Source organism: Streptomyces sp. NPDC087300, from assembly GCF_044744425.1.
Lineage (GTDB): Bacteria > Actinomycetota > Actinomycetes > Streptomycetales > Streptomycetaceae > Streptomyces.
Genome location: NZ_JBIUYI010000014.1, coordinates 49,185 through 67,396 on the forward strand (window position 1 = coordinate 49,185; position 18,212 = coordinate 67,396).

Sequence of the window (18,212 nt, forward strand, 5' to 3'; positions counted from 1 at the left end):
TCCGCCGTCGGACGTCCGCGGGTTCGTCTCGGCCGGCCGCGCAGTTCCCCGCGCCCCTACGGGGCACGGCCGAACCGCACGAGGCGCCGCCAGGCGTCCTGGTCCTGCTGGAACACCTGGTCCTTGACCTCCGCCGGACGCATGCCGCCCGCGACCCTCCGGTGCCAGTGGTCGGTGAACGCCGCCACGGGCACCGGCAGGATCCGGGCGGCGCCGAGCGCGCCACGGGCACGGGCGCTGCGGTAGCCCTCGCTCGCGGCGCGCAGCGCGGCGTCGAAGCGGTCGCCGAGCGCGGTGGTCTCCGCCGCGCCCGGCGGGCGTTCCAGGGCGAGGGCCACCGCGTAGTGCGGGGCGCCGTCAGGCCCTGGCTGCGGACGGCACGTCATGTTCACGACCGCGTGGCCGGTCCGCGCGGCGGCCTCGCCGAGCGCGCGTACGACATGGAACTCGCGAAGCCGTTCGCCCGCGAGGTCCGAGAGGGCGGCCCGGCCCGCGTACGCGACGCGCGGCACCCCGAGGACCCGGTCCACGACGTGCACGATGTCGCCGAGTACGTACCGGTGCAGGCCGCCGAGGTGCGAGAAGACCACGTGGTAGGCGCGGCCGGGCGCCAGCTCGTCGTAGCGCAGGGTCGCGCTGTCGGGGCGCACGTCGTCGGCCGCGTCGACGAATTCGTACAGCGCGCAGGAGACCGCGAGCGGACCCGCCGTGGGATGGGCGTCGACCGGGACGCCGACGGGGCCCTCCGAGGCGGCGGCCGGGGTGGGCAGCACGGTGACGTCGTCGCCGTAGGCGGCGCGCAGGTGCGGCAGGTAGAGGGCGGCGACGCCGCTGGTCCAGCAGTACAGGAGGCGCAGGTCCGGCCAGAGCGCGGCGGGCGTCGGGCCGTGCGTGCGGGCCCTGCGCGCCAGTTCGGCGGCGCGGTCCGGGTTCGGCACGCCGCCGGGGTGGCCCCGGTGGGTGCCGTCGCGCACGTCGCGCAGCAGCTCGGGCCACCAGCCGGGCAGCAGCCTCGGCAGGACGGCGAGCAGCGCGGGGTTGTGCCCCATCACGCAGCGCACGTCGTGTTCGGCGGCGATGCGGACGCGCAGATAGAGCTTGGCCTCGTAGTCCATCTCGTCGACCGTGGGCGGCAGTTCGGCCCACGGGGCGAGGCTGCCGGGCTCGCGCAGCTCGACGCCGAAGCCGCCGCGCAGATCCGCCTGGCTCGGGCCGAGGCTGGGGCGTCCCGACGCGGTGGTGGCGGGGCGCGCGAGCCGGTCGTGGCGCAGGTTGAGCGTGCCGGTGCCGAGGGAGAGCGCGCCGGGGAAGTGCGTGGCGGGCACGCCCATCGCGGCCTGGAAGAAGGGGACGTAGACCCGGTCGAGGAAGGTCCGTGTGACGGGGATCCGCTTGCGCGCGCCGGTGCTTCCGCTGGTGGTGAAGAACAGCTTCGGCTCGTCGTGGGTGAGGACCCGCCGCTCGCCCTCGGCGGCGCGGGTGAGCCACGGCTCGTAGGCGTCGTGGTCGCGCAGGGGCACGGCGGAGCGGTAGTCGTCGAGGGTGCGCACGGCGCTCAGGCCGTGTTCCGTGCCGAACGCGGTGCCTTCGGCGCGCTCCACGATCTCGGTCAGGAGCCGCCGCTGCCAGGCATCCGCGTCGCCGAGCGCGTCGGCGAACCGGCGGGACGCGGCGGTGACTTCACGGTGGTAGGCGGCGTCCTCGGGGTGCGGTCCTCGCGTGGTCGGGGACGGTTCCATCGCTCACTCCTTCATGGCGCGCAGGACGAGGTCCGCGGTGGCGGCGACGCCCGCCCCGTCGCCCGGTACGTGCTCGACGAACAGGTGCCTGGTCCCGTCGACGAGCGCGCCGCGCAGCTCCCGCTGGAAGCGCACGAAGCCGTCGCGGGTGGGTGAACTCCCGTGGTACTCCAGGCGGTTGAGCCGCTCGCCCGAGCCGCTGCGCCGCCATGTGACGTCGGGGTCGGTGTCCAGGAAGACCACGCCCGCGGGCTGCGGGAGCGCGGACCAGTAGGACCGCCAGGGCTCTTCGTCCAGGCCGAAGAGACGGCATTTGGCCAGGATCTTGTAGTAGTAGGAGTCGAGCAGGAGCGTGCGCCCGTCCGGCGCCCGGTGCAGCCGGTCCAGGTGGTAGGCGACGGCCACGTTGAGGATCGCCATGGTGTAGTCGGGCGAGTGGCGTCCTGGGGCCATCCGTCCGAGCGTGCGGCGCAGTTCGGCCAGGACCTGGTACTCCTCGTCCAGCGTGTCCGGGTCGACCGAGACCGGCAGGACGCGGCCCTGGCGGGCGGCGAGTTCGTCGAGGACGGCGGACTTGCCGCAGTAGTCGGCGCCGAGCAGCACCCAGAAGTCACCCATGCGGGACGTCCCCCTCTTCGGCGGCGGCGAGCACGGCGTAGGCGCGCAGCCGGCCGGTGTCCGCCAGGTCCTGATGGACCCTCACATAGGCTTGGTGTACGGGCAGTCGGCCGATGTCGGCGGTGTGCCGCACGGTGATCCGGTCGCCGGGCGCGAGCACGCCGGTGAGGGTCGGCTCGGCGAGCGTGTGGCCGACGTGCACCAGATAGCGCGGCAGGTCGAGGCCCGCCGTGGCGACGGTCAAGTGCCAGTGCCTCGGGGCCTCTTCGGTCCGCGCCGGGGTGGTAGGCGGCGCGGGTACGTCGACCGTGAAGCGCTCCGGCATCCCGGCGGGCAGCCGCCCCTGGACCGTTCTCAGGAGCAGTCGCAGATCGCGGTGGCGGGCCCACGGCGCGCAGGTGTACCAGGCGACCTGGCCGTCCGGCGAGACGGTCGCCGGCGGCAGCCGGTCCCTGATGTTGGCCGGGTTGCCGACGAGGTAGACGGTCCGGGTGTAGTCGGCCTGCCAGTCGCGGCGGGTCTCCTCTGGCAGCCGGGCCGCGAAGTCGAGGACGGAGCGGGCGAACGTCGCCGGGTCGAAGGACCGCAGCACCGCCACCGCGGGCGCCGGTGGCCGCGGCGGACCCGCCGCGCGCACCCGGGCGTCCAGGGCCAGGCGCAGCTCCGCCTGCCCGTCGTGCGCCGCGCCCTCCGCGAGGGCTGTCGCCGTGTCCGTATGCGCCGTGGTCGCCGTGCTCGTCACAGATACACCTCCGCCAGCAGGGCCGGGTCCACGACGGCGCCGTCGCGCCCGAGCAGCGCGGTGGTGAGCCGGTAGGGGTCGACGTACGGGTGGGGGCGCGCGGCGCGGCGCAGCAGCTCCTCGTACGACGGTGGCGCCACGCCGTCCGCGGCCGCCGTGCCGCGCGCGTCCGCCGCCGCGAGGAGGCGGTCGGCGCGGGCCATGCAGCGCCACACCAGGTCGTGCCGGTGCGGCACTTGAGCGCCCCTGCCGAGCAGCGCGAGGAAGTACAGGCGCAGGCCGAGCCGGTACACGCGCTCGCCCACCCGGCCGAGGAACCGCTCGGCGAGCGCGGCCGCGGTGTGGCCCTCCCAGCCGCCGTGCCTGCTGGACAGCGCCCGCGCCGCCGTCGGGTCCGTGCGCACCCGGCCCACCGAGACGAGAGAGACGCCCGTCATGCCCAGGCGCCGCAGGACGTACCGCACGAGGCGGTAGTCGGGCGCCGAGTCGTCGTCGCAGACGAGGACGAAGGAGTCGTACGCGACGATCAGCGGGACGAGTTCGCGCAGCAGGCCCGCGAGGTAGTTCGGGTGTCCCTCGGCCGAGACCAGCTGGCGCAGCGGCACGCCGCCCGCCGTGCCGTCCAGGTACACCGGGCCGTGCAGGGGGCGGTGGTCGACGCAGAGGCCGTGCCGTTCGAGGGTCTCGATCAGCGGGTCGAGGGCGAGCGGCGGGTTGCGGTGGGTGCGCAGGCCCGGGTCGGGGATGCCGAGTTCGGCGTGGCGCAGCGCCCACAGGTCGTAGACGCGGGCGCTCGCCGGGTGCAGGCGGCCCGCGTACCGCCGGGCGGTGAGGCCGTCCGGGGCCGCCGTGCCCTGGCCCGCGGCCGCGACGCCGCGCTGGTAGGCGACGTAGAGGCGGCCGATCGCCTCCTCGTCGAGCGTGCCGTAGTCGGCGCCGGGCCTGGTGCGGTCGAGGTGGGCCCAGAAGCCGAGCGTCTGGGCGTTGGCGACGGCCACCGTCCAGCTGTGCAGCTGGTGCGCGTCGTGCAGGAGGCCGGTGGCGCGGTGCAGTACGTCGCTCCAGAGCAGCCCCTTGACGTGGCTGAGGGTGAGCGGCTTGGTCGGGGCGATGGGGACGGGGGCGAAGAGCACGCGGCGGCGGGCGGGCGCGGGGCCTGTGACGCCGGCCGCGTGGGTCAGGGAGGTGGGGTGGGGGGCCACGCCCGGCCCCGGCCTTTCGGCACGGGGGGCCGGGCGTGTCGACGGGTGCGCCGGTCTGTGGGACGGCGGCATCAGGGGGACCCGCTTGGAGCCGCCGCGCCGCCGCCGTCACCCTGTGCCGCCTTGCCGCTGAACTTCGTCGTCTTCTCCAGGACGTCGTCGGCGTAGAGCCGCAGACCCTGGTGGAGCGCGAACTCCGCCATGTAGGCGCGCAGGACGGCGGGCGGCTCCTCGGCGAGGTTGAGCATCATGCGGTTCGCCACGACCGCGGGCGCCGACAACTCCTCGACGGCGGCGTCGACCGCCGCGTCGACGTCGGCGGGCGGGACGACGTCGTCGCAGATCAGCCTGGCCTCGGGCTCGGTGGCCCGGAGCCGTCGGCCGGACAGGACGACCTGGCGTGCCAGACGGTTGCCCGCGATGCGCGGCAGCCGCAGGTTGGCCACGCCGGGGATGATGCCTTCCTGCGCCGCGGGCAGGCTGAAGTAGGCGTCGTCCGCCGCGATCACCCGGTCGAAGGCGAACAGGAGCTGCATGCCGCCGCCGATGGCGAAGGTGTCGACGGCGGCGATCCACGGCTTCTGCACGGTGCGCGTCGACCAGTGCGGCCGGGGCACCTGGACCGGCTCGCCCCTGCCGTCGGTGACCGGTCGCCCGTTCCCGTCGGTCAGGAGCAGGCCGCGCTGGAGCTTGCTGATGTAGCCGAGCTCGCGGCGGAGCAGGAAGTCCGTGTAGGAGATCCGGCCCGCGTCCAGGTGGCGGAGGTTGATGCCCGCGCTGAAGACGCGGCGGCCCCGGTAGCGGGGGTGCGTCATCTCGCCGCCGCGCAGCACCCCGACCGTGCTGAGGTCGTCGAGGAGCGCCAGGTCGACGCCCACGTCCATGGCGGCGATCAGCTCGTTGTCCTCGGCGTTGAGCGCGGCCTCGTTCGTCACCGTGAGGTGGGTGGCGCGCCCGACGCGGTCGACGCGCAGCGGGCCCAGGTCGACGCCGCCCCGCTCGGTGTACTCGGGGAGCAGTGCGAGCGCCCGGTCCGTGGGGCGCAGCTGCGCCTCCATCAGGTGGGTGCCCGCCTGCTCGTGGCTCAGGACCCCGGCGAAGAAGACGGCCTGGTCGATCTCCCTGCCCTCCTTGCCGGCCTGCGCGAGGGCGGACTCGGCCGCCATCTGTGCGCGGGTCGGCACGAGCCCGTCGAGCAGTTCGGCCGCGGCGAAGACGAGTTCGTCGAGCCAGAGACAGCGGGTGCGGTGCCCGGTCAGCGCGTCGTACACGGCCTGGCCGTGCTCGGCGAGGAACGCGCCGCGCGCCCGCCGGGCCTCGGCCAGGGCCTCGTCGACGCGGGCCTGCTCCTCGGCCGTGCGGCCCGCCTTCGCGGGCACCTGCGCGAGGATCTCCTCGGCGCGCGCGGCCACGGCGCGGGGTCCCTGCCAGGCGGTGACGAGCGCGGAGGTCATCGCTCGCCTCCCTGGCCTGCCGGGAGGTCGCCGTCGGGGTCCGTGGACTCCGGTCCCGTCGCGGCGCGCAACGCCCTGTCGCACGCGGCGAGATGCGTGCCGAGCGCCTCCTCGAAGGAGGTGGCGGGGGCGTCCATGATCAGGCCGCGCAGCAGCCGGATGTCACCGGGTGCGGGACTGCCCGACACCACGGTGTCTATGCGGTCCTCGACCGCGTCCGTTATCTCGTCGACGAGGCCCAGCTCCTTGGCCGTGGCCGCGTCGAGGGCGCCCGCCCCGGCCATGCACAGCGCGAGCCTGCGGGCCCCCGTCACGCCGACGCGGTGCGCGAGCCTGTGCAGCGCCATGCCGGGCCAGAGGCCGCCCGCCGCGACGGGCAGGGCGACGCGCAGGTTCGGCGCCGCGATCCGTACGTCGGCGGCGAGGAGCAGGTCGAACGCGGGGCCGCCGCAGGCGCCGGACGCGGCGACCAGCGTGACGGCGTCCAGACGCTCCCACTGGCGCAGCGCACGCTCCCACTTGTTGACCGTGTGGACGTCGACGGGTCCCGGCCAGTCCGCGTGGCCCGCGCCGAGCTCGATCACCGTGGCCGTGGCCCGCTCGTCCTCGGCCTGCTCACGGAACGCGGTGAGCGTCTTGGTCAGCTGTGCCATCCCCAGGGAGGCGTCGAGCCGCATGCGCAACATCGTCACTGTCTTTCACATCCATCCATGTCACCACCGCACCAGCGCGGTTTCGATGGTCGAACCGGGGCCCATGGTCATCAGAACGCCGAAGTCACCGGGGTGCACCACGCCTTCGTCCAGGAGCCGTCGATAGGAGAAGAGGAAGGAACCGCTGGAGAGGTTGCCGTGATCACGCAGCACGCTGACGGTGTGCCGCAGGTCATGGCGGGTCAGGCCGAGGTTGACCATGACGGAGTCGATGACCTTCTTGCCGCCGGAGTGCACGATCCACTGGGCGATGTCGGTGCGGCGCACTCCGGTGCCCGCGAGCAGGTCGTCGACGACCTGTTCCGCGTTGGCGCCGACCACGTAGGGCACGTCGCGGTCGAGGAAGAAGCTGAACTTCCCCTGTGCGTCGTCCCAGTCGTAGCGCATCGCGTCGAGCGCGTCGGGGATCAGCAGCGAGGCGAACTTCAGGATCTGCGGGCCCGCGCCGCCCGGGGCGTCCACGCCGCCGGTGCCGAGGGGCTCATCCGCGCCCTCGGTGCCGACCGGCTCGTCCGCCCGGATGGCCACCGCGGCCGCGCCGTCGCCGAACAGGCTGTTCACGACGGCGCTGCGCATCGTGTCGTCGAAGACGTACGCGGCCGAGCACGCCTCGACGCAGAGCATGACGGCCAGTTGGCCGGGGTGTGCGCTCGCCCACCCCGTGACGGCGGTCAGCGCGTTGAGGCCCGCGTTGCAGCCCATGCCGACGATGTCGGCGCGGGCGCAGGTGCGCGGCAGGCCGGCCTCGCGGATGATCCGCGCCGAGAAGCCGGGGGTGAGGAAGCCGGTGCTGGTCACGCACATCAGATAGCCGACGTCGTCGACGGACGCGCCGAGCCGCTGCAGGCACTTCTCCAGGGCTTCGACGCCCATCGCGATGCCGGATTCGCGGTGCTTGGTGAGGAGTTCGCCCTGGGTCTCCAGGCGGGGTGCGCCGGTCGCAGGGTCGGCCGGCGGGATCGTCAGGTTGCGGCGTTCTATCGCGCTGTTGGTGAAGAGCGACCGGATGCGGGGATCCGTGATGCCGTAGAGGTCGAGGACGTCGGTCTGGGAGTACGACCGGGGTGGCGTGGCGGTCGCCACGTCGAGGATGCGGGGCCGGGCTCCGGCCAGCAGGGTCGTGGGGGCCGGGGAGTTCGGGGCCGTGAGGGTCGTGGCGTTCACCGCGCACCCACCGCGTCGGGCAGCACCTTGTTGTTCCGTCCCTTCGTACGGAGGTGGTGCGAGACCTTCGCCGCGATGTCGCGCAGCGGCTCGGGCTGCATCATCTCCTTGTGCGTACAGTCGATTTGGTACGTGACCGTCCGCCCGTCCACATGGGGGGCGAAGGCCCGTGCCGGTGAGGACGTGGAGCTGTCGGCAAGGTCATCACCGGATTCGAAGAACAGTACGTCCCCGTGGAAGACATCGGGGCGGTGCCCCCGCGCGAGCCGCCTGCCCGCGAGCGTCAGCTCGACCATGGCCCGCGCGGTGCTCTCCGCCATCCCCGCGAACTCGGGATCGGCGCGGACCAGGAAGCGGGCCGCTTCGGCGACGCCGCGCGCGGCGGCCGCTCCTGCGCCGCCGTCGACGTCGTGGCCGAGCTCGCGCAGGCCTTCGCGGAGGGCTTCGGTGGTGTCGTCGTCCGCCTCGGGCGGGGCGTACGTGGTGCCGTCCGCGAGCCGTGCGTCCAGGAGCGCGAGGAGTTCGACCTCCTCGCCCTCGGCCTGGAGCCGGGTCGCGACGGCGTGGGCGAGCGTGCCGCCCATGGACCAGCCGAGGAGCCGGTAGGGGCCGCTCTTCTGGACCTCGCGGATGCGGGCGACGTAGTCGCGGGCCATGTCGGCGAGCGAGTCGGGTGCCGCGCCGCCCTCGGAGAGGAGGCGCGCCTGGAGTCCGTAGACGGGCACGTCGGGCGCGATGTGCCGCAGCAGGCCCGCGTAGCACCAGCTCAGTCCCGCGCCGGGGTGCACGCAGAACAGCGGTGCCTCGCCGTCCTGTCCGGGCTCCGGCTGTCCGGGCTCCGGGTCGACTTCCCGCAGCGGCAGCAGCACGTCGAGCGCGCCGCGCGAGGGCGGCGCGCCCGCGAGACGGCGGGCGAGCGCCTCGACCGTGGGCGCCTCGAACAGGGTCCGCACGCCCGCAGCGGCGCCGAGGACGCCCCGGATCCGGCTCGCCAGGCGCGCCGCGAGCAGGGAGTGTCCGCCGAGGTCGAAGAAGCTGTCGTCGATCGTGACGGACGGCAGGCCGAGGATCTCGGCGAAGAGCCCGCACAGGGCCTGTTCGCGCGCGGTGCGCGGGCTCCGGCCCGCCGGGGACGCGGCGAGTCCCGGCGCGGGCAGCGCGCGCCGGTCGATCTTCCCGCCGTCGGTACGGGGCAGTTCGGCGAGGACGACGACCGCGCCGGGCACCAGGTGTTCGGGGAGCGTGGCCCGTACGTGGTCCCTGAGCGCGGCGGGCTCGCACGCCGCGCCGGGCGCGGGCACCACGTAGCCGACCAGCAGCGGATCGCCGTCGGGGCCGTCCGTGCGGACGGTCACGCAGGCCCGCGCCACCCCGGGATGCCCGATCAGCGCCGCCTCGACCTCGCCGGGTTCGATGCGGAAGCCGCGCACCTTCACCTGGTCGTCCTCGCGCCCCACGAACTCGACGCGCCCGTCGGGGAGCCTGCGCGCCAGGTCGCCGGTGCGGTACATGCGTTCACCGGGCACGCCGTACGCGGCGGCGTGCGGGTCCGGTACGAAGCGTTCGGCGGTGGGTCCGGGGCGCCGCACATAGCCGCGCGCCACCTGCGCGCCCGCCACGTACAACTCCCCGACCACACCCGGCGGCACCGGTCCCAGCCGCCCGTCGAGGACGTACACGCGCGTGCCCGCCACCGGCCGCCCGATCGGCACCGGGGCGCCGTCCGTCCCCTCGTCGGCACGGCACTCCCCCACCAGCACGTCCACGGACGCCTCCGCGGGCCCGTAGCAGTTGGTCAGGGACGCGTCGAGGGTGGCGGCGAACGCGGTGACCGTCCGGCGCGGGAGTGCCTCGCCGCCGCTCAGGACGCGGCGCAGCGCGTCGCACGCGGCGGCCTCCGGGGTGTCCAGGAACGCCCGGAGCATCGAGGGCACGAAGGTCGCCGTGGTCACCCGCAGGTCACGCACCAGGCGGGCGAGGTACGCGGGGTCCCGGTGCCCGTCGGGGCGCGCCACCACCAGGGCGGCGCCGTCGGTCAGCGGTCCGAGCAGCTCGGGCACGAACGCGTCGAAGCTCGCCGGTGTCTTCAGGAGGGCGCGGTCGTCGCCGGTCAGCGGGGACCGTTCGCGCATCCACCGCAGCCGGTTGACGATGCCGCGCTGCGGGACCACGACGCCCTTGGGGCGGCCGGTGGAGCCGGAGGTGTAGATGACGTACGCCGGGTGGTCCTGTCGCAGCGGCCTGACGCGGTCCGCGTCGGTGGGGTCGCCGGCCGGGCCGCCGCCGTCCTGTCCGAGTGCGTCCACGTCGACGCGCGGCAGCCCGGTGTCCGGCAGCGGGACCGCCACCGACGCCCGGCTCACCACGCAGGACGGCCGTGCCTCCTCGACCATGAACCGCACCCGCTCGGCGGGCAGATGGGGCTCCACCGGCAGGAACGCGGCGCCCGCCTTCAGGACGCCGAGCACGGCCGCGACGAGGCTCTCCGAGCGCTCCATGACGACGGCGACGACGTCCTCGGGCCCCACGCCGACGCCGATGAGCCGGTGCGCGATCCGGTTGGCCTCGGCGTTGAGCCGCGCGTACGACAGGGTGGTGTCCTGCCGGATGACGGCGGGTGCCCCGGGGGTCCGAGCCACCTGCTCCTCGAAGAGTGCCGCGACGCCCCGGTGCTCCCGCGCCGGGCCGGTCCTCCCGCCGTCGGCCTGGGCCGCGAGGCGGGCGCGTTCGTCGCCCGTGAGCAGGTCCACGTCCGCCACGCGCAGCCCCGGATCGCGGGTGACCGCGTCGAGCAGCCGGACGAACCGGTCCGCCGTGGCCCGCGCCGTGGCGTGGTCGAAGAGGTCGGTGGCGTAGGTGAGGCCGCCCTCGACGCCCGCCGGGGTGCCGTCGGCGCCGAACCGTTCCGTGAGGTCGAAGGAGAGGTCGAACTTGGCCGCCGTCGCCCCCGGTTCGACCGGGTCGACCCGCAGACCGGGCAGTGCCAGGGGTTCCCGGGCCGCGTTCTGCAAGGTGAGCATGACCTGGAACAGCGGGTGCCTGGCGAGCGTCCGCGCGGGGTTGAGCGCCTCCACCAACTGCTCGAAGGGCACGTCCTGGTGCGCGAACGCGGCCAGGTCGGCGGCCCGCACGCGGGCCACGAGGTCCCGGAAGGCCGGGTCGCCCGACACGTCGGTGCGCAGCACCAGAGTGTTCACGAAGAACCCGATCAGATCGTCCGTCGCGTCGTCCGTGCGTCCCGCCACCGCCGTGCCGATGGGCACGTCGTCCCCGGCTCCGAGCCGGGTGAGCAGCGCGGCGAGGGCGGCGCGCGCCACCATGAACACGCTGGCGCCGGTGTCCCGGGCGACCTGCGCGAGACGGGCGTGCGTCGCGGCGGAGAGCCGCAGCGGGACCGTGCCGCCGCGCCCGCTCGCCTCGACGGGCCGTACCCGGTCGAAGGGCAGCGCGAGTTCCTCGGGAATGCCGCTCAACTCCTTCTCCCAGAAGGAGAGTTGGCGAGCCATGAGGCTTTCCGGGTCGCTCTCGTCGCCGAGCAGCTCCCGCTGCCACAGTGCGTGGTCCGCGTACTGCACGGGCAGCGGCTTCCACGCAGGGGCGCGTCCTTCGTGCCGCGCCGTGTACGCCGTGCCGAGGTCGCGTGCCAGCGGCCCGATCGACCAGCCGTCCCCGGCGATGTGGTGCACCACGAGCAGCAGCACGCTCTCGCCCGGCGTCACCTGGAACAGCCAGGAACGCAAGGGGAGTTCGGTGCTCAGGTCGAAGGGGAGTGCGGCGCGGGCGGACAGCTCGCGGCGCAGGCCGTCCGGGGGCACCGGCACCTCGGTGAGCAGGTCGCCCGTTTCCTCGGCGGACAGCACCCGTTGGTAGGGCACGCCGCCGGTCGACGCGGGGAAGACCGTCCGCAGGCTCTCGTGCCGTGCGACCACGTCGCGCAGCGCGGCGGCGAGGGCGGCGGTGTCCACGTCGCCGGTCAGCCGCACGGCCATCGGGATGTTGTACGTCGCCGAAGGACCGGTCAACTCGGCCAGGAACCACAGGCGTTGCTGCGCGTACGACACGGGGACGCGGTCCGGCCTGGTCCTGGTGGTGAGCGCGGGGCGGACCCGGCCGCCGTCCTGGAGCTGCCGGGCCAGCGCTTCGACGGTGGGGTGGTCGAAGACCGTGTGGATGCGCAGCTCGACGCCGAGCGCGGAGCGCACCCGGCCCGCAAGACGGGTGGCGAGCAGCGAGTGGCCGCCGAGCCGGAAGAAGTCGTCGTCGACGCCGACCGAGGGCACGCCGAGCACATCGGCGAAGATCGCACAGAGCGCGTGCTCGCGCGGTGTGCGCGGCGCCCTGCCCGCCGTGGCGCGCGTCAACTCCGGTGCGGGCAGCGCGTTCCTGTCGAGTTTGCCGCTCACGGTGAGCGGCAGTGCGGGCAGGGTCACGACGGCCGAAGGCACCATGTAGTCGGGCAGCCGCCCACCGGTCAGCTCGGCCGGGTCCACGCCGTCGACGGCATCCTTCGGCACTCCGTCGGCGGGCACCGCGTAGCCGACGAGGCGCCGGTCGCCTGGCCGGTCCTCGCGCACGACGGCCGCCGCCTGCGCGATGCCGGGGTGGGCGAGGAGCGCCGTCTCGACCTCGCCGAGCTCGATGCGGAAACCGCGCACCTTCACCTGGGTGTCGGCGCGCCCGACGAAGTCGATGCGCCCGTCGCCCGTCCAGCGCGCCAAGTCGCCCGTGCGGTACATGCGTTCGCCCGGTACGTCGTACGACGCGGCGTACGGGTCCGCGACGAAGCGCTCCGCCGTGAGTCCGGGGCGCCGCGCGTAGCCGCGGGCCAGACCGGCGCCCGCGAGGTACAACTCCCCCACCGCGCCGGGAGGTACCGGGCCGAGGCCCGCGTCGAGCACATAGGTGCGGGTGCCGTCCATCGGCCGGCCGATCGGCGGCGAGACCGTGGCGAGGTCGGCCTCGGTGACGGCGCCGCAGGTGGCGAACGCCGTCGTCTCGGTGGGTCCGTAGACGTCGATCACCCGGGTGTCCCGGCAGGCCCGCAGGACGCGTTCGACGACCACGGAGGGGACCAGCTCGCCGCCCGTCCACACCTCGCGCAGCCCGGCGAAGCACTCCGGCGCCTCCTCGGCGAGCACCCGGAAGAGCCCGATGGTGAGGAACAGCGCGGTGACGCCCCGCTCGCCGGTGGCCCGGCCGATTCCGGCGGGGCCGAGATCGCCGGGCGGGGCCACCACGACGGTGCCGCCGCCGAGCAGCGGCACCCAGATCTCGTACGTCGACGCGTCGAAGACGTGCGCCGAGTGGAACAGCACGCGCCGGTGCGCCTCCGCGCGGAACCGCCGGTCGGCGGCGAGGCCCGCGACGCCCCGGTGGGTGACGGCGACGCCCTTGGGCCGCCCGGTCGAGCCGGAGGTGTACATCACGTACATCAGCCCGTCGGGGCCGGCACCACCACCGAGCGGGACGTCCGGGGCCGCACCCTCCGCGGCCTCATCGGTCCCGGCCGCCCCGTCGGCACGCAGACACGTCATCTCCCCGTCACCCAGCGGGAGTTCGGCCGCGCTTCCGTCCGTGACGAGGACGGCGGCGCCGGTGTCCTCGACGATGAAGTCGAGCCGTGGGCGCGGCCATCTGCCGTCGAGCGGCACATAGGCGCCACCGGCCTTCACGACCGCGAGCAGCACGACGATCAGCGCAGCCGAGCGCTCCATCAGCACGGCCACCGGGCGCTCGGGCCGCACACCCGCGGCGGCGAGGCGCCGCGCGAACCGGTCGGCACGGGCGCCGAGTTCGGCGTACGACAGCGTGGAACCGTCGGCGTCGACGACGGCCGTCGCGTCCGGGGCGCTGCGGACCCGCCGCTCGAAGAGCGCGGCGACATCGGCGGCCGGGACGTCCTGTCGGCCGCCCTCGGCGTCGGCGAGGAGCTGGGTGCGCTCGTCGGGGTCCAGGATGTCGAGGGCGCCGAGCCGCAGGTCGGGAGCGTGCACCGCGGCCTCGACGAGACGGCGCAGCCGGTCGGCGAGACGGGCGGCGGTGGCCCGGTCGAAGAGGTCGGCGGCGTAGCCGAGGCTGCCGTCGAGTCCGGCGAGGGCGCCGTCGGCGGTGAACTGTTCGGTGAGGTCGAAGGAGAGGTCGAACTTGGCCGCCGCCGGGCGGGCCGCATGCTGCTCCACCTTCACTCCCGGCAGGCTCAACTCCGCCCCGCCGATGCCGTGCTGGAAGCCGAGCATGACCTGGAAGAGCGGGTGGCGCGCGGCGGTCCGCACGGGGTTGAGGACCTCGACCAACTGCTCGAAGGGCACGTCCTGATGCCCGAACGCGCCCAGGTCGGCGGCCCGCACCCGGCCCAGCAGCTCCCGGAAGCTCGGATCCCCCGACACGTCGGTGCGCAGCACCAGCGTGTTCACGAAGAACCCGACGAGGCCGTCGAGCCCCTCGTCGGTGCGCCCCGCAACGGCCGTGCCGAGCGGCACGTCGTCCCCGGCGCCGAGCCGGGAGAGCAGCGCGGCGACGGCCGCCTGTACGGTCATGAAGACGCTCGCGCCCGCGTCCCGCGCGAGCTCCGCGAGGCGCGCGTGCGTCGCGGCGGAGAGCCGCAGCGGGACCGTGCCGCCGCGCCCGCTCGCCCGTGCGGGCCGCGCCCGGTCCGCAGGGAGCGTGATCTCCTCGGGGATGTCGGCCAACTCATCCCGCCAGTAGGTGAGTTGCCGGGCGACCAGGCTCTCCGGGTCGCTCTCGTCGCCGAGCAGCTCCCGCTGCCACAGCGCGTAGTCCGCGTACTGCACGGGCAGCGGCTCCCACGCCGGGGCACGCCCTTCGAGCCGTGCCGCGTACGCCGCGCCGAGGTCGCGCAGCAGGATGCCCATCGACCAGCCGTCGGCCGCGATGTGGTGCACCACCAGGGCGAGTTCGTGCGTGTCGGGGCCGGTGCGGCGCAGCCAGGCGCGCAGCGGGACCTCGGCCGTCAGGTCGAACTCGTACCCGGCCGCCCGGTCCCGCACGGCGTCCGTGCCGCCGTCGTCGTCAGGCGCGGCCGACGCGAGCAGCTCGCCCACCTCGGCCATGTCAAGGACTCGCTGGCACGGCACGTCACCCGAGCGTCCGACCACCGTCCGCAGGCTCTCGTGCCGTGCGACCACGTCCCGCAGCGCCGCCGCCAGAGCCGCGGCGTCCACGTCGCCGGTCAGCCGGGCGGTCACCGGGATGTTGTACGTCGCCGAGCGGCCCGCCAACTCGCCGACGAACCACAGGCGTCGCTGGGCCGGGGCGAGCGGGAGCGCGTCGGGGCGGGGGCTCGCCGCGCGCACGGCGGGGCGGGACGCGCCGCCGTCGTCCGGGAGCGCACGGGCCAGTTCCGCGACCGTCTGCGCCGCGAACAGCTGGGCGATGTCCAGCTCGACGCCGAGCGTGGCGCGCACCCGGCCGACCAGCCGGGTCGCGAGCAGCGAATGGCCGCCCAGCGCGAAGAAGTTGTCGTCCACCGTCACTTCGGGCAGGCCGAGGAGCTCGGCGAACAGTGCGCACAGGGCGTGCTCGCGCGGGGTGCTCGGGGCGCGGCCGCGCCCCGCTGCCGAGGGGTCGGGGTCGGGCAGCGCGGCCCGGTCGAGCTTGTCGTTCGCGGTGAGCGGCAGTGCGTCCAGGCGTACGACGGCGGAGGGCACCGCGTGGTCGGGCAGCACGGTCCGGACGTAGCGGTGGACGGCGTCGGTGTCGAGCGGCGCGGGGCCGGAACCCTCGCCGTCGCCGTCCGCCCGGCCCGCCGGAACCACGTACGCGATCAGGCGCTTGTCCCCCGAGGCGTCCGCCTTGGTCGCGGCGACCGCACGGGCCACGGCGGGGTGGCCGAGCAGCGCGGACTCGACCTCGCCGAGTTCGACGCGGAAGCCGCGCACCTTCACCTGGTCGTCGACGCGGCCCGCGAACTCCAGCTGCCCGTCGGGCAGTCGGCGCGCCAGGTCACCCGTGCGGTACATGCGCTCGCCGGGCACCCCGTACGAATCGGCGTGCGGATCCGCCACGAAGCGCTCCGCCGTGAGACCGGACCGGTTCGCGTAGCCGCGCGCGAGTCCGCTGCCCGCCAGGTACAGCTCGCCGACGACGCCGGGCGGGACGAGGGCGAGGCGGTGGTCGAGGACGTAGGCGCGCATGCCGTCCATCGGGCGGCCGATCGGCACGGTGTTCGGGACGGCGTCCGGATCGGTGCCCGCCGTGAAGGTGCTGAGGGTGGTGAAGGCGGTGGTCTCGGTGGGCCCGTACGCGGCCGTGACCACGGTGCCGGGGCAGGCGCGGAGCACCTCGCGGAGCCCGGCGGCCGGGACGACGTCGCCGCCGGTCGTCACCTCCCGCAGGCCCTCGAAGATCTCCGGTGCGTCCTCCGCCCAGACGCGGAAGAGGCCCGCGGTCACGTGGACGTGGGTCAGGCCGTGCCGTGCGACGAGCCCGGCGACCGCCGCGCCGTCCGGCGGTCCCGGGGGCGCGACGACCACGCGGCCGCCGTGCGCGAGCGTCACCCACAGCTCGTACGTGGAGGCGTCGAAGGCGTGGTTGGCGTGGAACAGGACGCCGTCCGGGCCGCCCTCGTCCCGCCAAGGGCGGTGGGCGGCGAACGCGGACACGGCGGCGTGCGGGGTGACCACGCCCTTGGGACGGCCGGTCGAGCCGGACGTGTACATCACGTAGAGGGTGTTCTCGGGGTGGATGCCGGCGGGCGGCAGCTTGTCGAGGGGCGGGGTGACATCGCGTACGTCGAGTACGTCGCCCACGGCGAGCACGGGCACGTCGAGGTCGGGCGGGAGACCGGCGATGTCGTCGGTGAGCAGCAGTTCGGCGCGTGTGTCGGTGAGGATGAAGCGGGTCCTCGCGGCGGGCGCGGTGCGTTCGAGGGGGACGTAGCCCGCGCCGGTCCTGACGACCGCGAGGAGGGTGACGACGAGGTCGGCGGAGCGGTCCATGCGCACGGCGACGAGCCGCTCGGGGCCGGCGCCGAGGGCGCGCAGGCGGTGCGCGAGCCGCGCGGAGAGGGCGTCCAGGTCGCGGTAGGTGAGCGCGATGTCGCCGCTGACGACGGCGGTCGCCCCGGGGTGGCGGGCCACGCGCTCGGCGAACAGGTCCGTCACCGTCCCCGGTCCGGCGGCCGGGCCCGCGTCGCCGCACGCCTCGGTCAGGAGCCGCTCGCGTTCCTCGGATCCGAGCAGGTCAAGGGCGGTGACGGGCAGCTCAGGGTCCCGTACGGCGGCCGCGAGCAGACGCACGCAGCGCTCGGCGACGCTCCGGGCGGTGTCGGCGGTGAACAGGTCGGTGGCGTAGCCGAGGGTGCCGGTGAGGCCGGCCGCCGCGCCGGTGGCGTCGTGCCGTTCGGTGAGGTCGAAGGAGAGGTCGAAGTGGGCCACGGGGAGGTCGAGCGGCACGGGCTCGGCGGCCAGGCCGCCCAGCGGCGGCAGCGTTCCGGTGAACTTCTCGAAGGCGAACATCACCTGGAACAGCGGGTGGCGGGCGAGCGACCGCGTCGGGTTCAGCGCCTCCACCAGGCGCTCGAACGGCACGTCCTGGTGGGCGAGCGCCGCCAGGTCCGCGTCCCTGACCCGCCCCACGAGCTCGGCGAACGAGGGGTCGCCGCTGGTGTCGGCGCGCAGCACCAGGGTGTTCACGAAGCAGCCCACTAGGTCGTGCAGCGCCTCCTCGGTGCGGCCGGCGACCGGGGTACCGATCGGGATGTCGTCGCCCGCGCCGAGCCGGGAGAGCAGGGCCGCGAGCCCGGCGCGCAGCACCATGAAGACGCTGGCGCCGAGGTCCTGGGCGAGCGCCGCGAGGCGGCCGTGCAGCTCGGGACCGATGGTGAGGGGCACCGTGGCGCCGCGGCGGCTCGCGACGGGCGGCCGGGGCAGGTCGGTGGGCAGGGCCAGTTCCTCCGGCGCCCCGGCCAGGCGCCCGCGCCAGAAGGCGAGTTGGCGTGCGGCCAGGCTCTCCGGGTCGTTCTCGTCGCCGAGCAGTTCGCGCTGCCACAGGGTGTAGTCCGCGTACTGCACGGGCAGCGGCTCCCATGCCGGGGCACGCCCTTCGAGCCGTGCCGCGTACGCCGTGCCGAGGTCACGCAGCAGGACGCCGAGCGACCAGCCGTCGGCCGCGATGTGGTGCACGACCAGGGCGAGCACGTGCTCGTCGGGACCCGTGCGGCACAGCCACGCGCGCAGCGGCGCCTCCGCCGTCAGGTCGAACTCGTAGCCGACGAACTCGGCCAGGGAGACGGCCAGTTCGGCCGGGGCGAGGGTGCCCGCGCCGGTCAGGTCGGTGAGGAGTTCACGCGTCTGCGCGAGGTCCAGGATCACCTGGCAGGGTTCGCCGCCGAACCGCCCGATCACCGTGCGCAGACTCTCGTGCCGCCCCACGACGTCCCGCAGCGCCGCCGCGAGCGCCGCGCCGTCCACGGCCCCGGTCAGGCGCAGGCCGAGCGGGATGTTGTACGTCGCCGAGCGGCCCTCCAGCTGCCCGGTGAGCCACAGCCTCCGCTGCGCGAACGATAGGGGGATCACTCAGGTTCTCCTCGGTGCCGGTTGGTGCGGTTGGTGCCGGTTGCG

General features: G+C 74.9%; 8 protein-coding genes. All 8 read right to left on the reverse strand.

Annotated features, from left to right (window positions below):
* Window positions 1–56: 56 nt before the first annotated feature.
* The gene (locus ACIO9J_RS39640) at window positions 57–1,739 is read right to left on the reverse strand and encodes a GH3 auxin-responsive promoter family protein (RefSeq protein WP_402010097.1); all 1,683 of its coding nucleotides are present in this window, start codon (window positions 1,737–1,739) and stop codon (window positions 57–59) included.
* Window positions 1,740–1,742: 3 nt separating this feature from the next.
* Window positions 1,743–2,357, reverse strand: a complete 615-nt coding sequence (locus ACIO9J_RS39645; protein WP_402010099.1) for a hypothetical protein — start codon at window positions 2,355–2,357, stop codon at window positions 1,743–1,745.
* A complete protein-coding gene (locus ACIO9J_RS39650; RefSeq protein ID WP_402010101.1) occupies window positions 2,350–3,099 on the reverse strand; it encodes a DUF6182 family protein in 750 nt (249 codons plus the stop codon). Before ACIO9J_RS39650 ends, ACIO9J_RS39645 begins: the two co-directional genes overlap by 8 nt.
* Window positions 3,096–4,301: a hypothetical protein gene (locus ACIO9J_RS39655; protein WP_402010103.1), complete on the reverse strand. Its 1,206-nt coding sequence runs from the start codon at window positions 4,299–4,301 to the stop codon at window positions 3,096–3,098. The genes ACIO9J_RS39650 and ACIO9J_RS39655 overlap by 4 nt, the downstream gene beginning before the upstream one ends.
* A gap of 71 nt (window positions 4,302–4,372) precedes the next feature.
* Window positions 4,373–5,755, reverse strand: a complete 1,383-nt coding sequence (dpgC, locus tag ACIO9J_RS39660) for a (3,5-dihydroxyphenyl)acetyl-CoA 1,2-dioxygenase DpgC (RefSeq protein ID WP_402010105.1) — start codon at window positions 5,753–5,755, stop codon at window positions 4,373–4,375.
* Window positions 5,752–6,432: an enoyl-CoA-hydratase DpgB gene (dpgB, locus tag ACIO9J_RS39665; RefSeq protein WP_402010106.1), complete on the reverse strand. Its 681-nt coding sequence runs from the start codon at window positions 6,430–6,432 to the stop codon at window positions 5,752–5,754. The genes dpgC and dpgB overlap by 4 nt, the downstream gene beginning before the upstream one ends.
* A 36-nt stretch (window positions 6,433–6,468) precedes the next feature.
* Window positions 6,469–7,584 (reverse strand): 3,5-dihydroxyphenylacetyl-CoA synthase DpgA, encoded by a 1,116-nt coding sequence (dpgA, locus tag ACIO9J_RS39670; protein ID WP_402010151.1) that lies wholly within the window; start codon window positions 7,582–7,584, stop codon window positions 6,469–6,471.
* 44 nt (window positions 7,585–7,628) lie between these two features.
* Window positions 7,629–18,167: an amino acid adenylation domain-containing protein gene (locus ACIO9J_RS39675; protein WP_402010108.1), complete on the reverse strand. Its 10,539-nt coding sequence runs from the start codon at window positions 18,165–18,167 to the stop codon at window positions 7,629–7,631.
* Window positions 18,168–18,212: the final 45 nt, after the last annotated feature.

Bases quoted from the DNA above. Each gene is read 5' to 3' on its own strand.
- dpgB (WP_402010106.1), bottom strand. From the start codon at position 6,432: ATGCGGCTCGACGCCTCCCTGGGGATGGCACAGCTGACCAAGACGCTC.
- dpgC (WP_402010105.1), bottom strand. From the start codon at position 5,755: ATGACCTCCGCGCTCGTCACCGCCTGGCAGGGACCCCGCGCCGTGGCC.
- ACIO9J_RS39640 (WP_402010097.1), bottom strand. From the start codon at position 1,739: ATGGAACCGTCCCCGACCACGCGAGGACCGCACCCCGAGGACGCCGCC.
- ACIO9J_RS39645 (WP_402010099.1), bottom strand. From the start codon at position 2,357: ATGGGTGACTTCTGGGTGCTGCTCGGCGCCGACTACTGCGGCAAGTCC.